14 protein-coding genes are annotated in these 18,045 nt (G+C 53.6%); 8 read left to right on the top strand and 6 right to left on the bottom strand.

What is annotated here, in order from left to right; all coding sequences use genetic code 11:
* The first annotated feature begins 47 nt into the window (after nucleotides 1-47).
* Both SynMVIR181_RS13075 and mraY read left to right on the top strand, forming a co-directional pair.
* The gene (locus tag SynMVIR181_RS13075; protein WP_006854943.1) at nucleotides 48-311 is read left to right on the top strand and encodes a DUF3134 domain-containing protein; all 264 of its coding nucleotides are present in this window, start codon (nucleotides 48-50) and stop codon (nucleotides 309-311) included.
* Nucleotides 312-334: 23 nt separating this feature from the next.
* The gene (gene mraY, locus SynMVIR181_RS13080; protein WP_186589531.1) at nucleotides 335-1,447 is read left to right on the top strand and encodes a phospho-N-acetylmuramoyl-pentapeptide-transferase; all 1,113 of its coding nucleotides are present in this window, start codon (nucleotides 335-337) and stop codon (nucleotides 1,445-1,447) included.
* A 20-nt stretch (nucleotides 1,448-1,467) separates the two neighbouring features.
* Here mraY and SynMVIR181_RS13085 read toward each other — a convergent pair whose 3' ends face one another.
* Complete coding sequence (locus SynMVIR181_RS13085; protein WP_186589532.1) at nucleotides 1,468-2,151, bottom strand: ParA family protein; 684 nt, start codon at nucleotides 2,149-2,151, stop codon at nucleotides 1,468-1,470.
* Nucleotides 2,152-2,643: 492 nt separating this feature from the next.
* On the opposite strand from SynMVIR181_RS13085, the gene SynMVIR181_RS13090 reads away from it, so the two are divergent.
* The gene (locus SynMVIR181_RS13090) at nucleotides 2,644-2,907 is read left to right on the top strand and encodes a hypothetical protein (RefSeq protein WP_186589533.1); all 264 of its coding nucleotides are present in this window, start codon (nucleotides 2,644-2,646) and stop codon (nucleotides 2,905-2,907) included.
* Here SynMVIR181_RS13090 and SynMVIR181_RS13095 read toward each other — a convergent pair whose 3' ends face one another.
* On the bottom strand, nucleotides 2,908-3,069 hold the full coding sequence (locus SynMVIR181_RS13095) for a hypothetical protein (protein ID WP_006854947.1): 162 nt from the start codon (nucleotides 3,067-3,069) through the stop codon (nucleotides 2,908-2,910). It abuts the gene before it with no gap.
* 45 nt (nucleotides 3,070-3,114) lie between these two features.
* Here SynMVIR181_RS13095 and purT point away from each other — a divergent pair, with 45 nt between their 5' ends.
* Entirely contained in the window at nucleotides 3,115-4,284 is a 1,170-nt protein-coding gene (gene purT / locus SynMVIR181_RS13100; protein ID WP_186589534.1) for a formate-dependent phosphoribosylglycinamide formyltransferase, read from the top strand.
* Here purT and SynMVIR181_RS13105 read toward each other — a convergent pair.
* The 4 genes from SynMVIR181_RS13105 to recN all read right to left on the bottom strand — a co-directional run bounded on the left by SynMVIR181_RS13105 (nucleotide 4,269) and on the right by recN (nucleotide 12,922).
* Nucleotides 4,269-6,419, bottom strand: coding sequence for an HAD family hydrolase (locus SynMVIR181_RS13105; protein ID WP_186589535.1), 2,151 nt, complete (start codon nucleotides 6,417-6,419; stop codon nucleotides 4,269-4,271). The two genes, purT and SynMVIR181_RS13105, sit on opposite strands and share 16 nt — an antisense overlap.
* A gap of 263 nt (nucleotides 6,420-6,682) precedes the next feature.
* Nucleotides 6,683-8,197: an alpha/beta fold hydrolase gene (locus SynMVIR181_RS13110; RefSeq protein WP_186589536.1), complete on the bottom strand. Its 1,515-nt coding sequence runs from the start codon at nucleotides 8,195-8,197 to the stop codon at nucleotides 6,683-6,685.
* Complete coding sequence (gene uvrA, locus SynMVIR181_RS13115) at nucleotides 8,194-11,187, bottom strand: excinuclease ABC subunit UvrA (protein WP_186589537.1); 2,994 nt, start codon at nucleotides 11,185-11,187, stop codon at nucleotides 8,194-8,196. The genes SynMVIR181_RS13110 and uvrA overlap by 4 nt, the downstream gene beginning before the upstream one ends.
* Nucleotides 11,188-11,233: 46 nt before the next feature.
* Complete coding sequence (gene recN, locus SynMVIR181_RS13120; RefSeq protein WP_186589538.1) at nucleotides 11,234-12,922, bottom strand: DNA repair protein RecN; 1,689 nt, start codon at nucleotides 12,920-12,922, stop codon at nucleotides 11,234-11,236.
* Between the two features lie 75 nt (nucleotides 12,923-12,997).
* Here recN and SynMVIR181_RS13125 point away from each other — a divergent pair, with 75 nt between their 5' ends.
* The 4 genes from SynMVIR181_RS13125 (at nucleotide 12,998) to SynMVIR181_RS13140 (ending at nucleotide 17,722) form a co-directional block, all read left to right on the top strand.
* Nucleotides 12,998-14,863: an AarF/ABC1/UbiB kinase family protein gene (locus SynMVIR181_RS13125; RefSeq protein WP_186590698.1), complete on the top strand. Its 1,866-nt coding sequence runs from the start codon at nucleotides 12,998-13,000 to the stop codon at nucleotides 14,861-14,863.
* Nucleotides 14,864-14,885: 22 nt separating this feature from the next.
* Entirely contained in the window at nucleotides 14,886-15,455 is a 570-nt protein-coding gene (locus tag SynMVIR181_RS13130; RefSeq protein ID WP_186589539.1) for an alpha/beta hydrolase, read from the top strand.
* A gap of 113 nt (nucleotides 15,456-15,568) precedes the next feature.
* Entirely contained in the window at nucleotides 15,569-16,627 is a 1,059-nt protein-coding gene (gene thrC / locus SynMVIR181_RS13135; RefSeq protein ID WP_186590699.1) for a threonine synthase, read from the top strand.
* A gap of 96 nt (nucleotides 16,628-16,723) precedes the next feature.
* Nucleotides 16,724-17,722, top strand: a complete 999-nt coding sequence (locus SynMVIR181_RS13140) for a hypothetical protein (protein ID WP_186590700.1) — start codon at nucleotides 16,724-16,726, stop codon at nucleotides 17,720-17,722.
* The last annotated feature ends 323 nt before the right edge of the window (nucleotides 17,723-18,045 follow it).

Raw genomic sequence — 18,045 nt, forward strand, 5'->3', positions numbered from 1 at the left:
TCCTCAAGACTGCACTCACCTATGATGATTGATTACGGAACTGGACAGTGTCGTCTGAGTTGAGCGCCCTCGACAACATCAATCCAGCTCTCACGCGTTACGGGCGGAAAGAACCCGCACCGGTCTTGCCCCTGCGCGAAGAGCCCGATTTGCTGAGCTGGCTTGAAACAAGCGGTCGCCTTGTAGAAGACGAGGAATCCAGCACAGCTGAAGTGAGCACAGTGGAAGAAGAAGAGCTCTCCGCTCTCATGGGCGAAAAAGAGGATTACAACGCTGCCGATGAGCAAACAGAAGAGAATTGGGAAGATTGATTTAAGGTCCCTGCCCTAAGCCGTTGAAGGAACGGGACGTGAACGACGCACAAGAGACTCCCACACCCCTAGAGGGGAAAGTCTCTGCTGGTGTACTTGCCGTTGTTGTGGTTGCAGCAGCGTTTGCATCAGACCGCTGGATCCCCAATAGCCTGCTGAGCCTCCCCTTACTGATTGCGACGCTGATCGCTGCAATCGTGACCTGGTGGGGTGTGCCCAAGCTTCGAGGCTTAAAGCTCGGGCAAGTGATTCGAGAAGAGGGACCAGAGGCCCATCTCAGCAAATCTGGAACCCCAACGATGGGTGGGCTGCTGGTCGTGCCGGTCGGCGTGATCGTGGGCGGCCTGATCAGTTGGAGCGGTCAACCCGCTGAACAACTTTTAGCCGTGGCTTTCATCACACTCGCCTACATGGTGGTGGGAGGAATTGACGATTGGCGCAGTCTCACCAAACACACCAACACCGGTTTAACGCCACGCGGAAAATTACTGCTTCAAGCCTTAGCAGCCGTAATCTTTCTGATCTGGGCAGGAATGCGCGGTTGGATCAGTGGCGATGTGGCCTTGCCGTTTGATATCACCCTTCCCTTGGGCTGGATGATTTGGCCACTTGCGGTCTTTGTGTTTTTAGCTGAAAGCAACGCCACCAACCTCACCGATGGCTTGGATGGTCTTGCCGCCGGCTGCGGGGCCCTGGTGTTCACCGGGATGGCACTTCAGCTCACACTGCGCGGAAACAGCGGAGATCCAAGTCTTGCTGGCTTCTGCATGGCGATGGCAGGCTGTTGGATTGGTTTTCTTGTACACAACCGCAATCCAGCCAAAGTGTTTATGGGCGACACCGGCTCTCTGGCCATGGGAGCTGCTCTCACAGCGGTGGCCCTATTAACGAACAGCCTTTGGCCGTTGCTCGTGATGGGCGGAGTTTTCCTAGCGGAATCTCTCTCCGTGATCATTCAAGTGTGGGTCTTTAAAGCAACCAAAGGCACTAATGGTGTTGGGCGCCGGGTGTTCCGAATGTCTCCCTTGCACCACCATTTCGAACTAGGAGGGACACCAGAGCAAACGGTCGTACCGGGATTTTGGTTGGCAACGATAGGGCTCGTGTTGCTCGGATTGGCCTTACGCCCCCTATGAGCAAAACCAGATCGCTGCAATTAGGCAGCACGATCTTCTAGGCGTGAAAGATTCCAACCCATAGGCATAGGAATGACCTTTGGCTTCGGCATTAACAGTTCAATTTCACGGCAAGCTTGTGAGTAGGCGAAAAATCCCAACATTCTTCGGCGATCAGATCTCCCATTTTTCGCGACTGCCCGATCAACAGTGACTCCCTCAGTCTCAGCATTTTCAAAAGCATTTAACAATGGAATTTCTGAGTCAAGAACTTGGATATCAAAACCACCCAAGATGCTCCGGGCAAATTGAATCGAAGCTTTCTTTCTCGCATCCGCCTTCACGATGAGTGCTGCATAAGGGATATCAAACTTGTTCAGCATGCATGACATTTCCACCGTTAATTCTATTGATCTGCTTTGTGCAGTTGTAGGGAGAACAATAAAATCAGACCCTTCAACTAAATTCTTTAGCTCCTCTTCATTGCTACTGGCCTGACCATCAGTGACGACAATTTCTGCACCCCTTGTTGCTTTTGCCGCCGCTTCCATGGGCACAACATCAAATGGGAGCAAACCTCTAGAGGCGTATGCAGTGGCTGATCGATTGCGATCAGAATCAACCAAGACAACAGAGCGACCACTATTGGCCCAATGAGCAGCAAGATGAATACTTGTGCAGGTTTTAGCTACTCCTCCTTTTTGCCCAAAAGTAGTGACAAACACAATGTGTATTCATAGCGATAAATCTCTTATACCTCATAATCTAATTTCCGCAAGAGGGGCTGCAAGAAGATTGTAATTTTTGAGTGGGCTAGATGGATAAAGAAGGCAGCCCCTTGATTTCAAAACTTAATCTACCCTTGCAAATCAGACCCTCCTGCTCCCGCCACTCACTATCGCGACAAAAGATATCAATCTATCTAATTATAATTTAAGCGATGCCAACGAGATCAGTTAATACAAGTTTTGGCATTTAGCCTCATTTGCGGCAGGCGAGATTCATTGAGCCAATCAGAAACCGGTATCCGAGACTCTCTTTCCATGGTTTTCTATATCTCAGTGACTCCTACAACCGATCGCTTTTATAAATCTGGTAGAAGATGATTATTGAGATCCACTATTGGTTGCAGACCAACCCGAAACTGCCAGGATCAAACAAAACCTAAAAGCCCTCAACACCAGTCTTCATCGACAGTCCCTTGGATCATCAAGACCATGAGCTATTTCACCTGGAAAGAAGCCGGCCTCACGAGCGACTGCGCCAGCCTTGAAGCGATGGCCTCCCGCTTTGAAGAAGCAGCCAGCCTGATGCGCCGAATGGCACAACAGGGCTTTGAGCTCAACTCAAAGGGACGTCAACAACAGATCACCCACAGCGATGCCGACGTCTTTGAGTCTTGGGGCTTTGTGAATGAAGAACCTGCCTTCCGCCAGCTCACCTTGATGAGCGATCCATCCACCGAGTCCCCCGCGCCTTAATCAACGACGGCGAAAGCCACCAATCACCCACACCAGGACAAACAAAAAAGAAGACAGCCCGAGGTAGATCAAGGCCCACTTCTGAACGGTGGCGATCTCCCAACCAAAAAGCAGACCATTGGCCGCGTCTCCAGCCGTTGTAAACGCGAGCGGCAAAGGCATGAGGGCAGAGCGAGAGGATCAAGCCATGCTGCCTTGAAATCCCCCATGTCGAACTTCCCAAAGACAGTGATGCTGCTCGGTAGCGGCGAACTGGGCAAAGAGGTGGCGATCGCTGCCCAGAGATTGGGTTGCCATGTCATCGCCTGCGACCGTTATGCGGGTGCGCCAGCGATGCAGGTCGCAGATCAGGCCGAGGTGCTGACCATGACCGATCCAAACGCCCTAAAAGCTGTTGTGAACACACATCAGCCGGATGTGTTGATCCCGGAAATCGAAGCGCTGGCCGTGGACGCCCTTCAAGATCTGGAAGACAACGGCATCTGCGTGATTCCCACCGCCAGGGCCACTGCCGTAACGATGAACCGTGACCGAATCAGAAATCTTGCTGCTGGTGAACTCGGGCTACGGACCGCACGCTTTGCCTATGCCTCCGATGCGCAGGAGCTCCACCGTGCCGCCGCACCGTTGGGTTGGCCTGTAGTCGTCAAACCAGTGATGAGTTCATCAGGGAAAGGCCAAAGCGTGGTTCACTCCGCTGCTGAATTAGATCAGGCCTGGGAGATTGCCATGGCAGGAGCACGAGGCAGCTCCGCCCAGGTCATCGTGGAGGAATTTCTTGAGTTTGATCTTGAAATCACGCTGCTCACCATCCGTCAACGCGATGGAACCACCCTGTTTTGCCCACCGATCGGTCATCAACAAGCCAATGGCGACTACCAATGCAGTTGGCAACCCGCGTCAATCTCGCCAAGCCAACTGCAACAAGCGCAAACGATGGCCCGCACTGTCACAGACAACCTTGGCGGCGCAGGTCTATTCGGGGTGGAGTTTTTCTTATGCGGCGATGAGGTGGTGTTTTCCGAGCTCTCTCCAAGACCCCATGACACTGGTCTCGTGACTCTAATTAGCCAAAATTTAAGCGAATTCGACCTGCATCTCCGTGCCGTGTTGGGGCTTCCCATCCCATCGATCACTGCTGCCGATGCTGCGGCCAGCCGCGTCATCCTGGCCGAAAGCCAGGGAAACGAGGTCGCATTCAGTGGCGTGGAACAAGCCCTCTCGGAGCCAGACACCAACCTTCTGCTCTTTGGCAAACAAGAGGCTCGGCCAGGACGTCGGATGGGCGTGGCTTTGGCCCGCGGCACTGATCTCAACGAAGCTTTAGCTAAGGCAGATCGCTGTGCAGCAGCAGTGAAGGTTCAGGTGAAGGACTGATCATGCCGGGCTCGTCCGCCCAAAAACCGATAGTGCTGGATGCCCTCCAGCACGCCAGGCAATTGGGAGCGACTCGCAAAGTACACACGCTGTTGCTGTCGAAAATCATCCAGACAAGGATCGTGATCGCCCAAAACAACGGTGGCGGGTCGACCACAAACCAACTCGCCATCTCCCTGTTCACTGGCCACAACCAAGATCTGTTCCAATGGAAGCCCCCAGCGCAGAGCGAGAAAACGGATTGCTTCGCTACGGGATGCCCGCAGGGGCAGCACATCTAGAAACCAATGGCAGCGAAGCTGGGGACGCGCAGCCTGCTGGCGCTGGCGCAGACGTTGCCGGATCAAGGGAAGGATCTCTTCTCGAGCATCGCGAATGGTGTAACTCAGCTTGAACGAACCTTGCTGCTCAGGTCGCTGCAATTCGATGTGATCGGTGAGGTCTGCCAATGCACGTTCCACACCTGCTCGGTCCCAATCCGCTCCAATCTGAGCCGACCAAAACAAATCAGGCGCACTCTCCTGGCCGTAGTGAATCTCCGTACCAGCCCCTGTGATCCAAACCTTCGGTTCCGGTAACAACAACTCCGCAAACCGTTGTCTGGCAGCAGGCAACGAACGGCCTGACAGGATCCCTAGAGCACAGCGCTCGAGCTGCTCACGCAAAACCTCGAGAGCATCTCCATCGGGCTGTTCCAAACTGCGATCGAGATCAAGCAACAGCAAGCGATCGCCCAAGGGCTGGAAACCTCCAGTGGAGGCGGTCTGACTGGATGGCAACACCATTGGCTGCGTCACCGAGAGCAGTCTCACCTGCATTAATGCCAGGTAAGAGCAAACGTGGGCATCCCAGCTGAAATGGCGACTGACCGCCTCCACGCCGTTGTCACTCCAGCGGCTCCAGCGTTGAAGATCAGAACCCGCACACTCCAAAGCATCTTGAAGGGCCTCACGATCCGTCACATCTGCCAGTAATCCGTTGTCACAGCGGGCAAGGATGTCCCTTGGACCTCCGTCATCTGTCGCCACCATCGGCAGTCCGCAAGCGGCAGCTTCCAACAAGGTGAGTCCAAACGGCTCCGTCAGCGCAGGATTCACAAAGAGGCCGCGGCGCTCAGCAGCCCAGCGATAGATGGCAGGAATCTGATCGCGACGATGCTGCTTGGGATAGGCAATACGGCCGTAGAGGTCATAGCGATCAACAAGATCAAACACCTGCTGAAACACATCGCGCTGCTGTTTCTCCATCTGGCGGGGATCCTCCCGACAGCCCAGCACCAGCACCAAATTGTGGCGTTGCCGTAAGACAGCAGACCGGCCAAACGCCTCAACCAGAGCGGGAATGTTCTTACGACGAACAGCCCTAGAAATCGCCAACAGCGGTGGAAGCTCAGGCTGACGCAAGAAAGGCGTTAAGAGTCCCTCAACGTCACTCACTTCTGCCTCCACCGAACCAGGGTGAAAGCGGCGTGCGTCCACGCCGGGAGGAACCACCTGAGCCCGATCAGCACGAAATCCGCCGTATCGGGAATACTGCTGATCACATTCCTGGCGCGTACTGGTAATCACCAGATCGGCATGAGCCAGTGCTAACTCCTCCGCATCAATGCGACGGCTGATCGAATAGGTCTGCTCGAGCTGTTGATGGTCCCCACCTGCAGCTAAGAGTCGACGCTGCTTCTCACGACCAAGGGAATGGCCTGTGAACACCAAGGGAATGCCAAGACGACGACTCAGCAGGGCCCCGACGTAACCAGCATCGGCGTAGTGCGCATGAATCCAATCCGGTCGATGTTCAGGCTTCTGAAGATGCACCACAAGCTGATCAGCGAGATCCTCGAGATAGGGCCAAAGCAATTCCTTGCGGAGGTAGCGCTTAGGACCGAAGGCAAAACGCTGGATGCCGGCACCGGCAGCAATCGCTTCAACGGGCTGGGCGTAATCAGCTGAAACCCGCCGGTCTTGAATCAGGCGCGTCACCACGTCAACGCGATCCACTTCAGCCCGAGCTGCAAGGCTGCGCACCAGTTCGAGCACATAGAGGGTTTGACCTCCGGTATCGGCGTCCCGTCCCAGCTCCAGATCATGGGAGCGGAACAGTCCGTGAAGATGGAGATGAAGAAGCCGAAAACCCACAATCAACCCTCACTAGAACAAGACATCAGATGCATGTCTTGATTAAGGATTAAGGCGTTCAAACAGGTTCAAAACTGAAGAGATCCTTAGAAATCAGCAGCTAGAACCATTTGCTTCGGTTAAAAGCCTGGCTGAGTCTGGATCTTTGCCTGTTAACGCAGCAACAAGACAATGCAAACTGATGATGAAATGCAACGCAGCATCGTGGAGATCGATCAGCTTGTTCTGATCATTTGAAGACAACGCTTTAAGAAAAGGGGTTTTTAGAGCTGTCCAGTGACATCCACCAAGGGGACGGACGCATGGCCCCAACCACCGCCACTAAAAGTATGGGAGGAGGGAACAGCCAGCTGTTCGTTAATCCAAGCCAAAATGAGCGGCCCAAGAATCGGGGCTTCCTTCTGATCCACAGGCGCCCAAAGATTGAAATGGGTGCCACCTGAGGCGAGCACAAGGCGATGCCCATTGGCCAGTGGGTTACCTCCCTTCAATGGCACCACAGCCTCAGGATCGGAGGGAACCACCCAGTCTTTGGTTCCACTCACCAACAACACCTTGGCCTGAAGGGAGGGGCCGCTCTCCTCATCAAAAAGAAGTCTCATGGGTGGACTGACCACGACGGCTGCCTTGACTCGAGGGTCAGCCAATGATCCCTGATCAGCTCGCGACAACCAGCTGCATTGCAACACCCAACTGAGACTTCGATCTGGGTCACGAGGATCCTGACAACGCGTTTTCAGCTTCCTGCTGGTGGTTTGTAAACCACTCAATTGCAACGCCGTTGTGGCACCCCATGAATGGCCCACAACAGCTACATCTTCAACAGCAATCTGCTGTCCTTTCAACAGGGTGCCAGCTTCCACTCCATCCAGGAGAGCTGAAACATCCAGAGGACGCAACCGTAGCTCCTCAGAACTCGGCGGGGGCGAGGCTCCATCAAGTAGTTGCTTTTGCTGCTTGGCGTCGCTGCCTGGATGATCTGGAAGAAGGACTATGTATCCATTAGCAGCAAGCAAGCGGCCCCAACCTTCAAAACTTTCTGGCTCATCCCACAAGCCATGGGAAATCACCACAAGCTTCCCGTTCGAGGTTCCCTCTGGCGTCAAAACAGTGATGTCGAGAGCTTCAGAGCGATGGGCCACAGGAAAGCGAATCTCTGCCCGTGTCCAACCCTCAGCCCCTGATTCAGCCAACGACTTTGGCGCTGGGGTCATCGCTGTTCCTTTCTGAACCAGTGCGCGGGCATCATCTTGATTGTCCCGTAAGCGTTTGGCGTTAAAAGCCAAGGCCTGAAAGTCGATGGATAACGACTCACCCGGGACGCGACGAAGCAAGCCCAACACATTGGGCTCTCCATCGCGATAGGCGGCTTGCAGAGCATCTGACAACATTTGTCCACTGGTATCCGCCGGCAAACCCTCCACCTTCACCAACTGGGAAGCCGTCAATAAAGCTTGCTCAAGCAGTGGATGGCCCACCGATTGTTCCAACACGCTTGATGTGCGCTGGGGAAGAGGTGCGGTAAGGAACTGGCCAAGCAATCGGGACACAGAACCATCGCCCGCTTGATCTAATTCCTGGAGATCAGGGTTGGCCTCAATCAACTCCGCCGTTGTGCGTGCCCCCTTCAGATTCAAAGAGACATTCACATCCAAAAGTGGCAGATCAATCGTCAGTCGTTCGACTGCTGAAACGGATCCAGCTAATGAAACACTCAGTACGGACGCCAACGCAGCGGAACGAACACCATCACTGCAACGATCAGAGAAAAAAGTCATGCCGCTACCTCGATGGATTCAGGTGGATGTTGCTCCAAAATCTTGCTGAGATAGCGGCCGGTATGACTGGTTTCATGCTGGGCTACCTCCTCAGGCGTTCCAGTCACCACCACATGACCGCCCTTATCACCACCCTCTGGACCTAAATCAATAATCCAATCGGAACAACGTATTACATCTAAGTTGTGCTCAATACAGATAATTGAGTTTCCTTTATCAACAAGACGCTGCATCACATCCATCAATTTATGGACGTCATAAAAGCTGAGTCCGGTGGTTGGTTCATCAATTAAATAAAGCGTTTTTCCGGTCGCTCGACGCGAGAGTTCAGTCGCAAGTTTCACGCGCTGAGCTTCACCTCCAGAAAGGGTGGGAGCTGGCTGACCAAGTTTCACGTAACCCAAACCAACATCAACCAAAGTCCAGAGTCGATCAGCAGCTTGAGGGATTGCAGAAAACACATCAGCAGCCTGTTCCACTGTCATTTCCAGAACATCAGCAATCGTGTGTCCTTTGTAGGTGACCTGAAGCGTTTCGCGATTGAACCGAGCTCCTTTACAGACATCACATTGCACATAAACATCAGGTAAAAAATTCATTTCAATAACGTTCACTCCCTGGCCACGACAAGCCTCACAACGGCCACCCTTCACATTGAAGCTGAACTGTCCAACCTGATAGCCACGGGCTTTTGCCTCCACCGTTGCTGCAAAAATCTGACGAATAGGATCAAAAGCACCGGTATAAGTAGCCGCATTCGAGCGGGGGGTACGACCGATCGGAGACTGATCAATCACAATCACCTTATCGATCGATTTGAGACCACGAAGTTCTCCCAACCCTTGTGGAAAAGGAACCTTATGGCCAAGTCCATGCTCCAGTGCTGGATGCAAAAGCTCATTCACCAGAGTGCTCTTTCCACTACCGCTCACACCAGTGACTGAAACCAGTCGTCCTAGCGGAAACTCCACATTTAATCCCTCAAGATTATTGCGGGAACAATCGAGAAGTTTCAAACTCCGGGTACCAAGATTACGCCGCTCTGCTGGAGTGGGAATACTCTTCCTCCCACTTAAATATGCACCAGTTAGAGAGTCTTCAGCGGCTAATAAGTCATCAATCGATCCCTCCGCAACGATATGACCACCGTGCACTCCGGCTCCAGGGCCAATATCGACAAGATGGTCTGCAGCGCGGATCGTATCTTCGTCGTGCTCAACCACCACCAATGTGTTGCCTAAATCCCTCAAACGTTCGAGCGTGGCCAATAAGCGATCGTTGTCGCGCTGATGCAAACCGATGCTCGGTTCATCGAGCACGTAAAGAACACCCGTGAGCCCAGCACCAATTTGAGTCGCAAGACGAATCCTCTGTGCTTCTCCTCCTGAGAGTGTCATCGCCGGTCGGTCCAAGCTCAGATAGTCCAAACCCACGTCGAGCAAAAAGCGCAGGCGCATCCGGATCTCTCTCAACACGAGATCACCAATTTGAATCTGACGAGAGTTCAGGAGTGGCTCGGAGCCTTCATGGCTGCCCACCCCCATCAAGCGCTCAATCCGTTCAAGAGTTTGACCGACGCTGACGGCCGTGAGCTCAGTGATCCGAAACGGACCAACTTTCACCGCAAGCGCCTCGGGTCTCAAGCGCAGACCTGCGCAACTGGCACACGGAACAAGCTCAAGGAATTTTTCAAGCTTCTGCCGCTGCGCCTCTCCACTCGCATCACGAAGTTGACGTTCCAAAATCGGTAAAATCCCCTCGAAAGGTCTCATGTAGGTCTGAGACTTTCGATAACGGCTATCTGCCTGAATTTGAATCGGCTCGCGACTTCCATTCAACAAAATATCTTTCTGTTCATCAGTGAGATCCTTCCAAGGAGTCTTGATTTCAAATCCGAAAGCTTCACCAACGGAATACAAAAGCGAAAAGTAATAGGAGTTATCTTTTTCGGCCCATGGAACAACAGCGGAGTAAACCGGTTGGGATGGATCTGGAACCACGCGCTCTGGTGTGAATTTACGAAGATGACCTAACCCATGACAATCATCACAAGCCCCATAGGGACTGTTAAATGAGAACAAGCGCGGCGACAACTCTTCAATAACAGAGCCATGCTCTGGACAAGCAAAGTTCTCTGAATAAAGTCGCTCTTGTTCCACTCCCTCTGGTAATTCCTCACCCTTTTTAGGAACTACTTCCACAATCGCCAAACCATCTCCACGTTTCAAAGCCGTACGCAGAGAATCATTCAACCGTTCCTGAATTCCTTCGCGAGCGACAAGACGATCCACAACAACCTCAATGCTGTGCAGATGGTTTTTATCAAGTTCAATATTGTCCGCGAGCTCACGCACCTCACGATCAATCCGGATGCGAGCGAAACCCTCCGCAGCCAACCCACTGATCAATTTGCTATGGGTTCCTTTTTTGCCACGGACCACCGGGGCTAAAAGCTGATAACGGGTCCCTTCCGGAAGCGTGAGAATTTGATCGACCATTTCATCAATGGTTTGAGGTCGAATCGCTCGATTGCACTGCGGGCAATGAGGTTCTCCTGCCCTACCAAACAACAATCGCAAATAGTCCTGAATCTCCGTCACCGTGCCAACGGTGGAGCGAGGGTTGTGGCTCGTTGATTTCTGATCAATCGAAATCGCAGGTGAAAGCCCTTCAATGGCATCCACATCAGGTTTATCCACCTGACCAAGAAACTGACGCGCATACGCAGACAAGCTCTCCACGTAGCGACGCTGTCCTTCCGCAAAGATCGTGTCGAATGCCAACGAGCTTTTACCGCTGCCACTCACACCGGTGAAGACCACCAATTTGTTGCGCGGAATCGTGACGTCCACGTTTTTAAGGTTGTGCTGACGGGCGCCTCGCACCCGAATCACCTCCTCTAGGGACCCCCCACTCAAATTCACAGCCTTCGTCGAAGCAGCCTTCGTCGAAGCGGAATCATCCTTTGCGGTCGGAGCAGGGCGCCCCATACGGAGTGTGTTCAGCAGCCAAGAAGTCTAAGGAGACTGCTGCTGTTCAGGCTGCTCTTTGCTCCAACAAACTTGCTGCATAGGCTTGAGCATCCTCAAAATCCCCTCCAGCCAATTCAGCCAACTCTTGGCGTCTGGCCTGAGTGTCCCGCAGATGGGACACTCGCGAGCAGGTTTCTCCGTCCACCACCTCCTTACTGACGCGGAAGTGATGATCTGCTGCTGCGGCCACTAACGGTTGATGGGTCACACAAAACACCTGGCGATGCTTGGCCATGGTTCGCAGCAAGTTGGCCATCTCTCCACTCACGCGACCGCTCACACCACTGTCGATCTCGTCAAACAACAAGGTGCTGGATCCATCCACATCCGACAGGCAGGTTTTAAGCGCCAATAGAAAACGCGACATCTCCCCTCCTGATGCCACCTCAGCTAGAGGAGCAAGGGGCTGGCCTGGATTCGCCGAAAACAAAAAACAGATGGCATCGGCGCCTAGATCCATCGGCTCAACGGCAGAGAAATCCACCTGAAAACGCACGTTTTCAAGACCCATCGGCCGCAAATGGGTCATTAATCGCTCCTCCAGGCAAGCTGCGGAAGCCTGTCGCAACAGCGTGAGCGACTGGTTGCAGGAATCTCGATGCTGGCGAGCCTCCTGCTCCCGGTGGCGCAACGCCTCCAAAGCCGCGTCCGCACCACCCGCTGCCCGTTGATCACGCAGCGCATCGCGCCGCTCTATTAAGACCTTGAGTTCAACCCCATAACGCCGCTCTAAGCGTTTCAGCAAAGCGAGCCGTTCCTGCAACACACCTAATCGCTCTGGATCGCTCTCTAAGGACGCTCCATAGGCTTCAAGGCCCCGAATCAAATCAAGTAAACCAGCCTCCATATCCAGGCATTTCTCTGCAGAAGAGCTAAGGGAGGCATCAAGAATCTGCATTTGCTGCAACTCATGGCAGCAGGCCGTGAGGTGATCCAAAGCTGATGGAGCCTGTTCAGCGCCGTCTTGAAGCCTGCTAATCAACGCAGCAAGACCTTCGAGCAAACGCACGCCATGAACCAAGCGGTCTTGCTCTTGTTCCAGCTGTTGAATTTCAGCGGGATCCTCTAGCGAGGCGGCCTCGATTTCCATCAAGAACGCGTCTTGTTCCTCTTGCTGTTCTTGAAGGCGAAGACGGTCGGTCTCTAGCTTCAAAACCTCGGCATGGCAGTTCTGCCAAACCTGCCAACACTCACGCACGGTTTGTGCGCACTGCGCTAGTTGCTCACCGCCCAGTCGGTCGATCCAACGTCGTTGCTGACCCGGATAAGCAAGCTGTTGGGTTTGACCCTGCACCGTGAGGTCGATCAGCAAAGGCCTGAGCTGGAGCAATTGCTGCCGGTTCACGACAGTGCCGTTCAGTCTTGAGCGGCTGCTCAAGCGTTCGTCTTGACGCCGCCATTCCCGCGACAAGATCAAATCCCCCCCGTCATCGTCCAGTTGATGCTCTTGAAGCCAACGCCGCGCGGCATGGTCCGGAGTGAAAGTCGCTTCAATCACGGCGCGATCACAACCCGTCCGCACCAACCGACCCGCGGACGTTCCCTGCATGCCACCAAGGAGGGCATCGAGGGCATCTAACAACAGCGACTTGCCTGCCCCTGTCTCACCAGTTAGCACTGAAAAACCGTGGTCGAACGCCAGCTCCAAGCGCTCGATCAGTGCGATGTTGTCCAGTCTCAGACCGGTCAGCACGGCGAACCCCAAGGTTCAACAAACCGTAGCGACGGCTTCGGTCGTTTAGAAGGGATCACCAACGCAGTGGCGGCTGTGGCACAACACGAGCTAGGAGATTTCATTGAGGCCGCCGGTCTGCTCGAGTACGACCCGGCTGCGATCACGCGGATCTATGCCGGCCATCCGCAGCGCTTACTACGCCGCCTCTGGCAAACCCTTGTCCCCATAGGGCTTTTACTGCTCGGAGTTGGTGTTGACAAACTCCTAGGACTGCTGAGCAATCAAGAGCGAGCCCGCAAGAGAGCCAGGGAATGTGCGAATTTGCTCGTTGATCTCGGTCCTGCATTCATCAAGGCTGGCCAAGCGCTTTCCACGCGTCCAGACATCGTTCCTCCTGTGCTGCTCGAGGAACTGGCCCAACTCCAAGATCAACTTCCTGGCTTCGATAGCGACCTTGCCATGGCCTGCATCGAGGAGGACCTCGGTGCACCAGTCGACAGCATCTATGCGGAACTCGATCGAGAACCGATCTCCGCAGCATCTCTTGGCCAAGTGCACCAGGGGTACCTCAAGAGCGGGCAAAAAGTCGCCGTCAAGGTGCAACGACCTGGTTTACGAGAACAAATCACGCTTGACCTTTATATCGTTCGCAACATTGCTGCATGGCTTAATACAAACATCGGCCTTATTCGTAGCGATCTTGTTGCACTTATCGATGAATTAGGGAGCCGAGTTTTTGAAGAGATGGATTATCTCAATGAAGCAGCTAATGCAAATAAATTCCGTGAATTACACAAACAAAATCCACGGATTGCCGTTCCTGAAATTTTTGAAGATGCCACCAGTAGACGGGTGCTCACAATGGAATGGATTGATGGTGTCAAACTCACCAACCTCGAAGCTGTTCGGGAGTTAGGAATTGATCCCAATGACATGGTTGAAGTGGGGGTGAGCTGCAGCTTGCAACAGCTCCTCGAACATGGGTTTTTCCACGCTGATCCCCATCCTGGAAACCTTCTAGCCATGGCCGATGGTCGACTTTGCTACCTCGATTTCGGAATGATGAGTGAAGTCAGCCGTGAATCCAGAACTGGACTGATCCAAGCTGTTGTTCATCTTGTTAATCGCAATTTTGGAAAACTCTCCAAAGATTTCGTCACGCTCGGATTTTTAGCCGAAGACGTGAATTTGGAGCCGATCGTGCCTGCTTTTGAATCCGTTTTTAGTCAAGCCATCGAGATGGGCGTGAATCGCATGGATTTCAAAAGTGTCACCGACGATATGTCCGGAGTGATGTACAAATTTCCCTTCCGCGTTCCTCCGTATTACGCCCTAATTCTCCGCTCTCTTGTCACCCTTGAAGGCATCGCGCTCAGTGTGGATTCGGAATTCAAAATCCTGGGTGCTGCTTACCCTTATTTCGCCAGACGTTTGATGGAAGATCCTGATCCTCAATTGCGTCAAAGTCTGAAAGAGATGTTGTTCGAAGGTGATGCCTTCCGTTGGACAAGATTGGAAGGTCTTGTTGCAAGTGCAGGGAGTCAAAGCCAATTAGATCTCGAGTCATTGCTCGATCAAGTGCTCGACTTTTTGTTTTCAGCCAACGGCGGCATGCTCCGCAATCAATTGGTTGAGGCAGTAGCGGATCGTTTGGATGCCATTGGTTGGACAGCCCTACAACGCATCGGGCGCCGCTTGCCGCGGCCTCTTCAACCAACGCTGCTGCTTGATGCCAGCCCATCCCTCAACGAAGACAGCTATCTCGACCTGGAGCCAATCCGGCAACTCATCGGCGTTTTACAGCAATTGCCAGGTTTCAATCCTGATCTTGTGTTTAGTCGACTTCCTCGCTTGATTCGTGAACGGGATGCAAGACAAATGGGAGTTGCCCTAGCTCAGGGATTAGCCGAACGCGGAGTTGTCCGCCTCGTTAAAGCAGCTGCAGGAAGTCCGAATTAGATTCCTGCAAAAGATCAAGTTCATGCTCCGCAGATCCAGCCGCCAAACCATCCTGGCGTTTGGTGCCGCAATCGGTCTCAGTATTTCATCAGCGCTGCAACCGGCCCTTGCAGCCAAGGATGTTGCTCTCGTAAGCGGGGCCTACAAACGCTCAATCTCTGTCAGTGACATTGTCTATCTTGCAGACACTGGCAAAGCCAGGGGCATTCTCTCGGATGTTCTTCGCCTCGGAAAACAGGATCCCAAAGAGGTCGCCAAATTACTGAATCAGAAGCTTGATCTTCCTTTAGTTCTAACCAGTCGATTGATGTCCACTCGCATTGGAGACGTCATCATTCGCCGTGTCGCAGCGATCATTTATCCCCTCAAAGTGCCTGATCCCTCAGTGAGTGTTCCTGCAATCCGAGCCGGCGTGATTAATGGTCTACAAAAAGAGGAAGGTGGCCTCACAGTGATCAATTTTCTAGATGCCTATCCGGCAGACGTCATGGAAGTGAATATTCCTGCTCTGCTCGGTTTGATCGAAAAAGCTGAATCCATTGCTGGCTTAGTGAAATTCTTCTCCGATTCACCACTCGACGGGTTGAAATAAAGCGTTCGCAAAACCCGACCACTCGGTCCAGACACATAGATTTCTGAAGTTGTTGCTCTCTGCGGGTGTCCGTACTCAAGAACCTCCGCCGGCGTTTCACGGCCAAACCGGTCATGCAGGACTGGCCCGGGCTCATCGAGGCCTATCGATCTTGGCTTCCCGTCTCGTCTGCCACTCCAGTCATCACCTTGCACGAGGGTGCAACGCCACTCATTCCGGTCCCATCTGTGGCGGAACGCATTGGCCGCGGAGTGAAGGTTTTCGTGAAGTACGACGGTCTTAATCCCACTGGATCCTTCAAAGACCGTGGAATGACCATGGCGATCAGCAAGGCCAAAGAAGCCGGCTGTGAAGCGGTGATTTGTGCCAGCACGGGCAACACCAGTGCTGCCGCTGCCGCCTATGCCCGTCGTGGCGGAATGAGGGCCTTCGTATTGATCCCAGACGGATACGTCGCACAAGGGAAATTGGCGCAAGCTCTGGTTTATGGGGCTGAAGTGCTGGCGATCCGGGGCAATTTCGACCGTGCTCTCGACATCGTTCGCGAAGCAGCTGAGAAATACCCGATCACCTTGGTGAACTCGGTAAATCCTTACCGACTCCAGGGACAAAAAACCGCTGCCTTTGAAATTGTTGATGCCCTAGGAGATGCTCCCGACTGGCTGTGCATCCCGATGGGAAACGCTGGAAATATCACGGCCTACTGGATGGGATTCCAGGAATATCAGCAAGCTGGTCGCAGCCGGCGTTTGCCGCGAATGATGGGCTTCCAAGCCAGTGGCTCCGCGCCACTGGTGAATGAAACCACCGTGAGCGATCCGGAAACAATCGCTACCGCGATTCGCATCGGCAATCCCGTGAACCGGGAGAAAGCCATCGCAGCCCGTCAGGCCAGCAAAGGTGCTTTCCTGGATGTCACCGATGCGGAAATCATCGATGCCTACAAACTGCTCGGTGGCCAAGAAGGAATCTTCTGTGAACCCGCCAGTGCAGCCTCTGTGGCGGGCTTAATCAAACGTGCAGCAGAGGTTCCGGACGGAGCAACGGTGGTCTGTGTGTTGACCGGAAATGGTCTCAAAGATCCGGACTGCGCCATCAACAACAACGACGCCTCTTTCTACGCCGATCTTGATCCCGATCTGAGCACCGTCGCCAAGGTGATGGGCTTTTAAATCGGAGCTCCATGGAAGATCCACACCACAGGCTGTGGTTGTCTGCAGCACCTTCATAGGGTCTAAAAGCCCTTTAAAGAGGTGAATGCCATCGGAATGAGTGGATTCATGGATGTCAACACCTGGATGATCGTTGGCTTCTTATTGGCGGCCTATTCGGTTGTTGCCAACGACTCACTTCAAACCCTCGGCACTTACATCTCTTCCAACAAGACACGCAGCCCTAAAGGGGTCCAGATGCTCTTCATCTGCACGATCACGGTTGCGGTGCTGATGCTCGGCTGGTTTCTCAAAAACGGTGATCCGGCCTGGGGGCGACTCAGTGTTCCCGGTAGAGAGTTTCCGCTTCCTGAACCCTTCACCTGGGTCTACATCCTTCCGCCCCTTGCCGTGCTGGCTCTGACTCAGTGGGGTGCACCCGTGAGTACATCCTTTCTCGTGCTCTCCTCGTTCCATCCAACGAATATCGGACAGCTGCTGAACAGCTCTCTTACGGGTTACTTGGTGGCGTTTGGCGTTGGTCTCATCGCCTACGGCCTCGGCATGTGGCTGCTGGAGCGCTGGGTGTTTCGGCGCACGCAGGAAGGCAAAGAGATCAACAGGATCTGGTTTGGCCTGCAGTGGCTCTCCACCGGTTTTCTTTGGAGCATGTGGCTGGTGCAGGACCTCGCCAACATTTTTGTCTTCCTACCTCGCCAACTTGAGTTCTTCCCCATGGCGATCTGCACGGCGGTGCTTTGCGTGGGCCTGTGTGTGTTGGTTGCCACCGGCGGCGGCCCGCTCCAGGCCGTCTTACGCACCAAAACCAACACCTCCGATTTGAGGTCAGCCACGGTGATTGATTTCTTCTTTGGTCTCTGCCTTCTCTATAAAGCGTTCCTGTCCTCGTTCCCCCTCAGCACCACATGGGTGTTTCTGGGTTTGATCGGTGGCCGAGAGATTGCCCTACGGATCAAGGAAAAGGAGTTTGAGGTTGTATTCACCAATCGTGAGGGCGGAAACCTCGGCAGGATCATTGGTAACGACCTTTGGAAGGCCTTCGTCGGCCTTGTGGTGAGCCTCGGGGTTGCGCTCGGTATTCAGACTCTGATTTGACTCGGCGGCGGATGAATTCCCCAAAGACTTCAAAGAAAAGAGTCCAAGAGCGACTGATGCGCTCACGACGAAAGGAGGAGTGGATCCTCTCGTTGAGCCTTCGATAGCAAGCAAATGCGCTGAGTTCAGATCACAAAGTGCCTGAGGAATCCGCGAATTGTCTTGCTTTTAAATCGTGGAAAACCAGGGACAACTCACCCCCTTCAATAGTTGCGGGTATTCCCCAGGCTGTGGGGACTGGGGAAACGGATCAATTCTCCCCATCGCTCTCATTGAGTTCCACAACCTACCGGCTTCAAAAACAGTGAGTACGGGGTGGGTTT

Origin of the sequence: Synechococcus sp. MVIR-18-1 (genome assembly GCF_014279835.1) — a bacterium.
GTDB lineage: Bacteria > Cyanobacteriota > Cyanobacteriia > PCC-6307 > Cyanobiaceae > Synechococcus_C.

Coding starts and splice junctions, on each gene's coding strand:
- SynMVIR181_RS13090 (WP_186589533.1), top strand. CDS start 2,644: ATGAGCTATTTCACCTGGAAAGAAGCCGGCCTCACGAGCGACTGCGCC.
- SynMVIR181_RS13095 (WP_006854947.1), bottom strand. CDS start 3,069: ATGCCTTTGCCGCTCGCGTTTACAACGGCTGGAGACGCGGCCAATGGT.
- purT (WP_186589534.1), top strand. CDS start 3,115: ATGTCGAACTTCCCAAAGACAGTGATGCTGCTCGGTAGCGGCGAACTG.
- SynMVIR181_RS13110 (WP_186589536.1), bottom strand. CDS start 8,197: ATGACTTTTTTCTCTGATCGTTGCAGTGATGGTGTTCGTTCCGCTGCG.
- uvrA (WP_186589537.1), bottom strand. CDS start 11,187: ATGGGGCGCCCTGCTCCGACCGCAAAGGATGATTCCGCTTCGACGAAG.
- SynMVIR181_RS13130 (WP_186589539.1), top strand. CDS start 14,886: ATGCTCCGCAGATCCAGCCGCCAAACCATCCTGGCGTTTGGTGCCGCA.
- thrC (WP_186590699.1), top strand. CDS start 15,569: ATGCAGGACTGGCCCGGGCTCATCGAGGCCTATCGATCTTGGCTTCCC.
- SynMVIR181_RS13140 (WP_186590700.1), top strand. CDS start 16,724: ATGAGTGGATTCATGGATGTCAACACCTGGATGATCGTTGGCTTCTTA.